This window comes from Clostridium sp. (assembly GCF_036639235.1).
GTDB lineage: Bacteria > Bacillota > Clostridia > Clostridiales > Caloramatoraceae > Clostridium_AB.
Genome location: NZ_JAVWJB010000051.1, coordinates 1 through 9876, shown reverse-complemented (window position 1 = coordinate 9876; position 9876 = coordinate 1). Strand labels below are relative to the sequence as shown.

The 9876-nt window shown below is 36.1% G+C and carries 9 protein-coding genes, 6 tRNA genes and 1 riboswitch; all 15 genes read left to right on the top strand.

What is annotated here, in order from left to right:
* Positions 1-21 precede the first annotated feature (21 nt).
* The 15 genes from RR539_RS09570 to metK all read left to right on the top strand — a co-directional run bounded on the left by RR539_RS09570 (position 22) and on the right by metK (position 9555).
* Positions 22-97: transfer RNA gene (locus RR539_RS09570), tRNA-Val, on the top strand.
* A gap of 5 nt (positions 98-102) precedes the next feature.
* Positions 103-178, top strand: a tRNA-Thr gene (locus RR539_RS09565).
* 5 nt (positions 179-183) lie between these two features.
* Positions 184-268: transfer RNA gene (locus tag RR539_RS09560), tRNA-Tyr, on the top strand.
* Between the two features lie 109 nt (positions 269-377).
* Positions 378-1016, top strand: a complete 639-nt coding sequence (locus RR539_RS09555) for a GntR family transcriptional regulator (RefSeq protein ID WP_332474640.1) — start codon at positions 378-380, stop codon at positions 1014-1016.
* Between the two features lie 222 nt (positions 1017-1238).
* The gene (locus RR539_RS09550) at positions 1239-1610 is read left to right on the top strand and encodes a GrdX family protein (protein ID WP_332474641.1); all 372 of its coding nucleotides are present in this window, start codon (positions 1239-1241) and stop codon (positions 1608-1610) included.
* Positions 1611-1640: 30 nt separating this feature from the next.
* Entirely contained in the window at positions 1641-2927 is a 1287-nt protein-coding gene (locus RR539_RS09545) for a glycine/sarcosine/betaine reductase component B subunit (RefSeq protein WP_332483798.1), read from the top strand.
* A 23-nt stretch (positions 2928-2950) separates the two neighbouring features.
* Positions 2951-4255, top strand: coding sequence for a glycine/betaine/sarcosine/D-proline family reductase selenoprotein B (locus tag RR539_RS09540; RefSeq protein ID WP_332474643.1), 1305 nt, complete (start codon positions 2951-2953; stop codon positions 4253-4255).
* Positions 4256-4344: 89 nt separating this feature from the next.
* Positions 4345-5484 carry a YkvI family membrane protein gene (locus tag RR539_RS09535; RefSeq protein ID WP_332474644.1) on the top strand — a complete coding sequence of 380 codons (1140 nt, stop codon included), beginning with the start codon at positions 4345-4347 and terminating at the stop codon, positions 5482-5484.
* Between the two features lie 330 nt (positions 5485-5814).
* Positions 5815-6177 (top strand): GntR family transcriptional regulator, encoded by a 363-nt coding sequence (locus tag RR539_RS09530; protein ID WP_332474645.1) that lies wholly within the window; start codon positions 5815-5817, stop codon positions 6175-6177.
* Positions 6177-6875: an ABC transporter ATP-binding protein gene (locus RR539_RS09525; protein WP_332500370.1), complete on the top strand. Its 699-nt coding sequence runs from the start codon at positions 6177-6179 to the stop codon at positions 6873-6875. The genes RR539_RS09530 and RR539_RS09525 overlap by 1 nt, the downstream gene beginning before the upstream one ends.
* The gene (locus RR539_RS09520; protein WP_332483856.1) at positions 6869-7696 is read left to right on the top strand and encodes a hypothetical protein; all 828 of its coding nucleotides are present in this window, start codon (positions 6869-6871) and stop codon (positions 7694-7696) included. Before RR539_RS09525 ends, RR539_RS09520 begins: the two co-directional genes overlap by 7 nt.
* A gap of 82 nt (positions 7697-7778) precedes the next feature.
* Positions 7779-7854, top strand: a tRNA-Val gene (locus RR539_RS09515).
* A 5-nt stretch (positions 7855-7859) separates the two neighbouring features.
* Positions 7860-7935: transfer RNA gene (locus RR539_RS09510), tRNA-Thr, on the top strand.
* 5 nt (positions 7936-7940) lie between these two features.
* Positions 7941-8025, top strand: a tRNA-Tyr gene (locus RR539_RS09505).
* A gap of 127 nt (positions 8026-8152) precedes the next feature.
* Positions 8153-8262: riboswitch (SAM riboswitch) on the top strand.
* Between the two features lie 102 nt (positions 8263-8364).
* Entirely contained in the window at positions 8365-9555 is a 1191-nt protein-coding gene (metK, locus tag RR539_RS09500) for a methionine adenosyltransferase (protein ID WP_332483857.1), read from the top strand.
* Positions 9556-9876: the final 321 nt, after the last annotated feature.

Here is a 9876-nt window from a genome sequence, read left to right as displayed (position 1 = left end):
TTAAGTATGGAAAGCCAATATGGAAGCATAGCTCAGCTGGGAGAGCACCTGCCTTACAAGCAGGGGGTCACAGGTTCGATCCCTGTTGTTTCCACCATATATGCCGGTGTAGCTCAGTTGGTAGAGCAACTGACTTGTAATCAGTAGGTCGTGGGTTCAAATCCTATTGCCGGCTCCATACATGGAGTAGTTCCCGAGCGGCCAAAGGGGGCAGACTGTAAATCTGTTGTCGGTGACTTCGGTGGTTCGAATCCACCCTGCTCCACCAAGAACTTAGAAGTAATTCTAAGTTCTTTTTTTATGTATTTTTTATAATTTATGATATAATGTTTTCAAATACGAAGAAAATATTTCAAGATGATGGTAGGGTGAATAGCATGGCTAAGAAAAATGAGGCCTTAAGAATATATGAGATACTTAAAGAAAAAATAATATATCTTGAGTTTGAACCAGGTATGGTATTAAATGAGGTAGACCTTGCAAGTGAGTTTGATGTAAGTAGAACTCCCATTAGGGAAGCCTTCCAAAAACTTAGTGCAGACAAGCTGCTTCAAATTATTCCAAGGTTTGGTGCACAGGTTGCCCATATTGATTTTAGATATATGAAATCTGTTTTTGAAGTAACTAGGGAAATGGAACCATTTGCTGTAAAGCTTGCAGCTGCTAGACTTCAAGAAGGGGATATTAAGAATCTTCAGGGGATTTTAGATGAACTTAATACATTGAGTATAGAAACTGACTATAAGATGGCTATTATACTTGATGAGAAGTTCCATAAGATAATACTTGATAAATGTAATAACCCATGTCTAAAAAACATTCTGTATGATCTTCATATTCACACAGAAAGACTATGGCATTATTCAGAGAACTATATTAATTCCATGGATATATTTACTGTTACACTAAAGGGAGTTCTTGATGCTATTAAGGCTAAGGATGATGAGAAAATAGTAAAAGCATCTAGGGAACATATAGACGCCTTTGTTCAAAAGATTAAGGAAGAAATGCTATAAAATTATATAACTACGGGAAAAGATTAATGCTCCTCTTATTTTAAGAGGGGCATTTTTATTTTTGTACTTTCTCTAAAATGTACTGAATTTTTAGAAAATTATAAAAATAACCCTTGCATAATAGGTTGTTATAAAATAAACTAATAATATACACAATGTATATTTAAAATATAAATACATATTATATAGTGTATATAGAAAATGATTTAGGGAAGTGATGTAGTGGAAAGAGTAATTATAACTAATAATCCTAGGGTTCTTAGTCAATATGAAAAGGTTATTTATATTGATTCAGATATGAGGGATGTGCTAGTTAAGACAAGAAGCCTAATTCATAGTGGATCTAGACTAGTTACCTATCCACTAGGTGCAAGTCTTAGGGTTTTATTCTCACCTTATAGATCAATTGTTGTTGATGTAGGGGATGGGGATATGGACCTTGAACACGTAGAAATCATAGAAACTAGTATTGTTAAGTATGATCAGCACATGAACACTAGAAATGTTGATGTGAAGAATGCTAGTGACTATGCTTTTATAGACCTAGAACTTTTAAAGTCTGCTTTAGTAGAAAGTGGACAAGCTGTAGGTTAAATTGGTTTTAATTTTTGGGAGGTGTTTTCTTTGAAACTTGAACTTAGAAGAATTAGTATTAACGACATTCAATTTGGAGAAAAGACAGAGGTTAGAGAGGGTACTTTAATAGTTAACAAGGAAGAAATTATTAAAGTGCTAAAAGAGGATACTAGGGTTAAGGAAGTAATGCTAGACATTGCAAGACCTGGTGAGAAGCTTAGAATAATCCCTGTTAAAGACGTAATCGAGCCAAGGGTTAAAATCGAAGGAGCAGGAAATGGATTTCCTGGAGTAACATCAAAAATAGCACAGCTAGGAGAAGGTAAAGTAAATGTACTTCATGGAGCTGCTATTGTAACCATTGGAGACATAGTAGGTTTCCAGGAAGGTGTAATTGATATGTGGGGGGAAGGAGCTAAATGGACACCATTCTCTAAAACATATAATTTAGTAGTAGATATAACTCCTGTTGAGGGACTTGAACCACATGAACATGAGGATACGGTAAGACAAGTAGGGCTTAAAGCAGCAGAACTTGTAGGACTTGCAGGTAAGGATGTTCAGCCAGATGAGGTTTTAACATATGAAATAGGAAATATGGTAGAAGAATCAGAAAAACATAAAGACCTTCCAAAGGTACTATATGTAGAAATGTTAATTTCACAGGGATTACTTCATGATGGATATCTATATGGAGTAAATACATCACAGCTTATACCAACCCTAATGCATCCTAATGAGGAGCTAGACGGGGCACTTATCAGTGGTAACTGCGTTGCTGCATGTGACAAGATTACAACATATCAACATCAAAATAATTCAGTAATTCTTGATTTATATAAAAGACATGGAAAAGATATTAACTTTATAGGGGTAATTGTTAACCCAGAGCTTACAACACTTGAAGGAAAGTTTAGAACATGTGACTATACTGCAAAGCTTTGTAAAATGCTAGGTGCAGATGGAGTTATAGTATCTGAGGAAGGGTATGGAAATCCAGACTCTGACTTATTAATGATTTGTAAGAGACTTGAAAACTCAGGTATTAAAACAGTTCTTATTACAGATGAATGTTCAGGATGGGATGGAATGAGCCAGCCACTTGCAGATACTGCAAAGGAAGCTATAGCTGTTGTTTCAGGAGGTAACGTAAGTCACCTTGTTAATCTTGAGGTTCCAGATAGGGTAATAGGAAACCCAGAGGCTATTTCAACACTTTCAGGTGGATGGGATGGTTCACTGAAGGAAGATGGAACAATAACTTGTGAGCTTAATGCTGTTATAGGGGCAACATCTGAAATTGGATACCACAATCTAACAGCGAAACTATATTAATAAGGTTGATTGGAGGAATTAACATGTCAGAGAGATTTAAGGTTTTATATTATGTGAATCAATTCTTTGGTCAAGTAGGTGGAGAAGACAAGGCTGATATGATGCCTGAATATAGGGAAGGGCTTGTTGGACCATCACTTGGGTTTAATGCTAACATAAAGGAATTTGGAGATGTAGTTGGAACAATAATTTGTGGAGACAACTACTTTAATGAAAATAAGGACGAGGCACTAGAGGCTATACTTGCTATGGTAAAAGAGGCAAACCCTGATATTGTTGTAGCAGGACCTGCATTTAATGCAGGAAGATATGGAATGGCCTGTGGAACAATTGCTAAGGAGGTTGTAGACAAGCTTAAACTACCTGCTATTACAGGAATGTATAAGGAAAACCCTGGTATAGATACATGTAAAGATAGGGTTATAATATCATCAACAACAGACTCAGCAGCAGGTATGAGAAAAGCTATAGCTAATATGGCATTAATAACAGAAAAAATCCTAAAGGGAGTAGAACTTGACCTTCCAGATGTTGAGGGATATATAGCCCAGGGAAAAAGAAAAACAGTTATAGTTGATAAGAGAGGTTCTGAAAGAGCTGTTGATATGCTTATTCAAAGATTAACTGGAGGAGAGTTTGAAACAGAACTTCCTATGCCAGTATTTAATATGGTTGATATAGCACCTCCAGTTAAGGAGATTTCAAAGGCTAAGATTGCCCTTGTTACAACAGGCGGAATAGTTCCAAATGGTAACCCGGATAAGATTCAATCTGCAAGTGCACAAAAGTGGGGCAGATATGATGTTTCATCAATAGATGCATTAAAGGGAGGATATTACACTATTCATGGTGGATATGACCCAGTATATGCAAATGATGTGCCGGATAGGGTAGTACCACTTGATATACTTAAAGAATACGAAAAAGAAGGAAAAATAGGAGAAGTTCACGAATACTTCTATACAACAACTGGAACAGGAACATCAGTTGCTAACTCAGTTAAGTTTGGAAAGGAAATAGGAAAACTTCTAAAGGAAGCAGGAGTTGATGGTGTTATATTAACATCTACCTGAGGTACTTGTACACGTTGCGGGGCAACAATAGTTAAAGAAATAGAAAGATATTCAATTCCAATAGTTCATATGGCTACAATAACTACTATTTGCCAATCAGTTGGTGCAAACAGAATAGTCCCAACAGTAGCAATCCCACATCCAGTTGGAGATCCAAAAATCTCATCAAAGGATGAAGCTAAAATTAGATACAATCTTGTAGATAGAGCATTAGCATCATTAAGTACAGACATAAGCGAACAAACTCTTTTCTAAAATAACAAATAAGTATGCCTACAATTTTAATAGACCCCTTCTTAATAGTTAAAAATTAATTGTAGGCATATATTTTAGGAGTGGTATTTATGGGCAATGATAAAGTACGGATAAAAATGGTTATAACCTTTGCAGGTGCAGTTATAGCTTTCCTAATTGGCTCAGGTTTTGCAACAGGTCAAGAAGTACTTCAGTACTTTGCTTCATACGGTTACTTAGGAATAGCAGGAGCATTATTAACTCTTGTATTACTTGTTTATGTATGTTCAAGTTTCATAACAGTTGGTCAAAGTCAGAACTTTGAAAAGGGTAGTGATATATATTCTTACTACTGTGGTAAAAAACTTGGTAAATTCTTTGATTACTTTTCAACGTTATTTTGTTTCTTATCTTTTACGGTTATGGTTTCAGGAGCTGGAGCCACGTTAAATCAGCATTACGAATTACACCCTATGGTTGGGGGATTAATTATAGCAGCTCTAGTATTAATAACAGTACTAATGGGGCTTAATAAAATCGTAGACATTATTGGGAAAATAGGCCCTTTAATTGTTGTCATATCAATATTACTTGGTTTATATTCAATATTTAAAAACATGGAGTATTTAGACCCATCAATAGTAGCATCATCAATAGCTAGCTTAACAGAGGGTGGAAGTCTTATAACAGCATCTAGTACATGGTATTTTGCAGCATTTTCATATGTTGGATTCTGTATGCTATGGCTTGCAGCATTCTTAGCGGCTATGGGAACTAGGGCAAATAGTAAGAAGGAAGCGATCTGTGGAGGAGCAGCAGGAGCAGTTGCATTTTCAGTTGCAGTAATGATTGTAGCACTAGGGTTAATGGCTTGTATTAATTCAGTTGCAGGAAGTCAAATTCCTATGCTTTATCTAGCTAAGGATATAGCACCGTTTTTAGGAACTGTATTTGCAGTAATAATAATGGCTGGAATATATACAACAGCGGTACCTTTAATGTTTAATGTTGTTTCTAGATTTACAAAGGAAGGGACTAAGAAATTTAAAATTTCAACTATAGTGCTAGTTGTAGTTGGAGCTATAGTTGGACTTTTACTCCCATTTGCGAAGCTTGTTAATGTTGTATATGTTATTAACGGATATGTAGGAGCGGTGCTTCTAGCTATTATGCTTGGAAGAAGCATATACAATTATATAAATAAGAAAAAATCCTTAGATATTAAGGAAGATACTAGTATTACGCCATAAAGATATTTTTATATAAAAGCCCTAGCAGCCTGTTGACAAAGTCAACAGGCTGTCATGAAAAACAGGTTTTTCATGAGGTTTGCCAAGGGATGCTAAAGCTACTGAGGCAACCCTAAAGCGTCACGCATCCCTTGAAAGGTATGGTCTGCGGCGGCGCAGGTCCCCCTTGACCATGGATTTTAAGTTTTTATAAGGCAAAGAAATATTTTGTAAAAATATTTCTTTGTCAATAAGTTAAGGACACCTAGAAATAGGTGTCTTTTTGTTGACAAAGAATAAGATAAGTAATATTATTGTATTAAGCACTTAATACAATAAGGAGGTGATTAGGTGGACTTTAATAAGAATATGCCTATTTACATTCAGATTATAGATTATCTTAAGTTTAAAATAGCATCAGGGGAGATTCAGCCAAGTAGTAAGTTTAAGTCAGTTAGAGAACTTGCCCAGGAGATGAATGTTAACCCTAATACTATGCAAAGGGCATTTGCGGAACTTGAGAGGGATGGACTTGTTTTTTCTAATAGAACAAGCGGGAGATATGTATGTGACGACAAGGAGAAAATAGATTCTATGAGGGATTCCTTAGCATCTAAGGAAATAGAGGCACTTGTAACTACTCTGAAAAGCCTTGGGTATACATATGAAGATATGATTAATTTAATAGAAAGTAATATAAAGGGGATGAAGTAATGGATAATATTATCGAGTTTAAAGGTGTATCCAAAAAATATGGTGCTAAGGCAGCACTTAATAATATTGATATTAATATTCCAAAGGGAAAGATTGTAGGGCTACTAGGGCCTAATGGAAGTGGTAAGACTACAATGATTAAGCTTATAAATGGTTTATTAACACCATCAGATGGAGAAATTCTAATAGATGGCAAATCTCCATCAATTGAAACTAAGCAAATAGTTTCTTACCTACCTGAGAGAACATATCTTAATGAATGGATGAGAGTTCGTGATATATTAAAGTTCTTTAAGGATTTTTATAGTGACTTTGATATGGATAGAGCGTTATCAATGCTTAAGGATCTTGATATAGATGAAAGTCAGAAGCTAAAGGCAATGTCAAAGGGAACTAAGGAAAAGGTACAACTTATTCTTGTTATGGCTAGAAATGCTAAGCTTTATATACTAGATGAGCCTATTGGAGGGGTAGACCCTGCTGCAAGAAGTTATATTATCAAGACAATTATGCAAAACTTCAACGAGGACAGCACATTACTAATTGCAACCCACCTAATTAATGAAATAGAAAGTATATGTGATGAGGTTATATTCCTAGCTTATGGTGATATTAAGCTGCAAGGAAATGCAGAGTCTATAAGAGAAGAAAAGGGACAATCTATAGATTCTTTATTTAGGGAGGAGTTTAAATGTTAGGGAAATTATTAAAATACGAATTTAAGGCTACAAGTAGAACGTTTTTACCACTATATTTAGTTATTATTTTAGTTGCCATATTTAATGGGTTTTTACTTAATATAAATATGATAGAACCTAGTAACTATCAAATGATAGGAATCATAGTATTAATTGCACTAGTTATTGCACTTGGGGTAGTTACAATTGTTGTTACTGTTCAAAGATTTTATAAGAATCTACTTGGAGATGAAGGGTATTTAATGTTTACTATTCCGGTAAGCATTAAAAGCATTGTTCTTTCAAAGGGGCTAGTTGCTACTTTCTGGGCAATACTAAGTGGAATAGTTTCGCTTCTTGCATTTGGAATTATAGTATTTATGCAGGTTATTAAGGCTATGCTTGTTGATAGTGAGATTCGTGAGATATTCGCTATGATAAATATGTCAGATATAACAGCTGCAATAAAAGATTCTCTACCACCTGAAATATATAGCAGTTTAGGAACTTCATTATGGTTATTTATTGCTATTATACTTATATCATACTTCTCATCAATATTTACAATCTACCTTGCAATGGCAATTGGGCAAATGCCCAAGTTTACAGGATATAAGGTTGCAGCAAGTGTTATAGCTTACTTTGTTGTTAGCTTTCTATTATCATTAGTTGCAGAGATTATAATACCGGCATCTATGCTTGAACCTATAGGTGATGAGATTGCGATATTTACTCAATTCAAGAATTTAATGTATTATTTAACATTTATATCAGTTATTGAATGTGCTTTAATGTTCTTTGGAACAACTTATATACTAGAAAAGAAGCTAAACTTAAGTTAAAAATATTTTTTAAAGAAATAGTGTTGACATTATCTTTTGTTGATGATAGAATAATCTTTGTCAGCAGGAGATGTTGACACATGGAAGCATAGCTCAGCTGGGAGAGCACCTGCCTTACAAGCAGGGGGTCACAGGTTCGATCCCTGTTGTTTCCACCATATATGCCGGTGTAGCTCAGTTGGTAGAGCAACTGACTTGTAATCAGTAGGTCGTGGGTTCAAATCCTATTGCCGGCTCCATACATGGAGTAGTTCCCGAGCGGCCAAAGGGGGCAGACTGTAAATCTGTTGTCGGTGACTTCGGTGGTTCGAATCCACCCTGCTCCACCAAAACTCAAGCTTTTAGCTTGAGTTTTTTATTGCCCTTTTTTACATTTTCTGAAAAAATTTTCAAATATATTGACAACAATTATCACCTGTGATATACTCACCTAGTAAAAACGAAATGAATACGGTTAACTTATCAAGAGAGGTGGAGGGACTGGCCCTATGAAACCCGGCAACCGGTAGCATTTGCTACATCAGGTGCCAATTCCTGCAGAATATAATATTTCTGGTAGATGAGGAGATTTTAATATATGAAGTTCTTCCTTGTCGGAGGAGCTTTTTTTAATGATTTTCCTCTAAAACAATAGCCGTATTTAAATATATTAAAATGGAGGATTTACAATGGCAAGATTATTATTTACTTCTGAGTCAGTTACAGAAGGACATCCAGATAAAATGTGTGACCAGGTTTCTGACGCTATACTTGATGCTATATTTGAGAAGGACCCTATGGCTAGAGTTGCTTGTGAAACAGCGACTACTACAGGTATGGTTATGGTTATGGGAGAGATTACAACATCATGTTATGTTGATATCCCAAAGGTAGTTAGAGAAACAGTAGCAGGAATTGGATACACAAGAGCGAAATACGGTTTCGATTCAGAAACATGTTCAGTGCTAACTGCTATTAACGAGCAATCAGCTGATATTGCTATGGGAGTTGACAAGGCTCTTGAAGCAAAGGAAGGCGAAATGGAAACTAACATTGATTCAGTAGGTGCAGGGGACCAGGGTATGATGTTCGGTTTTGCATGTCGTGAAACAGAAGAATACATGCCACTACCAATAGCTACAGCGCACAAATTAGCTAGAAGACTAACAGAAGTTAGAAAAAACGGAACTTTAGAGTACCTAAGACCAGATGGTAAGACTCAGGTAACAGTTGAATATGATGGAGAAACTCCAGTTAGAATAGACACTATAGTTATTTCAACACAACACGGACCAGAAGTAACTAGAGATCAAATAGAAAAGGATCTTATTGAGAACGTAATTAAGCCAATCGTTCCAGAGAACCTACTAGATGAGAACACTAGATACTTTATTAACCCAACGGGAAGATTTGTTATCGGTGGACCTCAAGGAGACGCAGGTCTAACAGGACGTAAGATTATAGTTGATACTTACGGTGGATACGGAAGACATGGAGGAGGAGCTTTCTCAGGGAAAGATCCAACTAAGGTTGACCGTTCAGCTGCATACGCTGCAAGATGGGTTGCTAAGAACCTAGTAGCTGCAGGACTTGCTGATAAGATAGAAGTTCAAGTTGCATACGCTATCGGAGTTGCAAAGCCAGTTTCAATTAGAGTTGAAACATTCGGTACAGGTAAAATGTCAGATGAGAAGATAGTTGCTATAGTAGAGAAGGTGTTTGACCTAAGACCAGGTGCTATTATAAGAGACCTAGACCTTAGAAGACCTATCTACAAGCAAACAGCTGCTTATGGACACTTTGGAAGAAACGACTTAGACCTTCCATGGGAAAACCTAAACAAGGTTGAAGAAATTAAGAAAGCTGCAGAGCTTATCTAATTAATATGGGCTGGAATTAAGATGATTAAATTTTGATTCCAGTCTTTTTTTTACTTTATACAGATAAGACATTGTATACTATTCTGACCACGTCTGGGATTTGTCCAAGAAGCTCTAAGACGTAAAATGCCGATACCCTAAGGGCTGGCTATACCCAAGGGGCAGACCCAAACTCGCTTTGCTCAAACACCCGCCTTCCCTAAGGGTCTAGGCATTTTACATCTAAGACCTTCTAAGTCCAAACCCAAGGGTACAGCCTAGTATACAATGTCTTATCATGAAACAAAGCAACAGAATGGACGGAGAAAATTTAATCATCTT

Coding starts and splice junctions, on each gene's coding strand:
- RR539_RS09555 (WP_332474640.1), top strand. CDS start 378: ATGGCTAAGAAAAATGAGGCCTTAAGAATATATGAGATACTTAAAGAA.
- RR539_RS09535 (WP_332474644.1), top strand. CDS start 4,345: ATGGGCAATGATAAAGTACGGATAAAAATGGTTATAACCTTTGCAGGT.
- RR539_RS09525 (WP_332500370.1), top strand. CDS start 6,177: ATGGATAATATTATCGAGTTTAAAGGTGTATCCAAAAAATATGGTGCT.
- RR539_RS09520 (WP_332483856.1), top strand. CDS start 6,869: ATGTTAGGGAAATTATTAAAATACGAATTTAAGGCTACAAGTAGAACG.
- metK (WP_332483857.1), top strand. CDS start 8,365: ATGGCAAGATTATTATTTACTTCTGAGTCAGTTACAGAAGGACATCCA.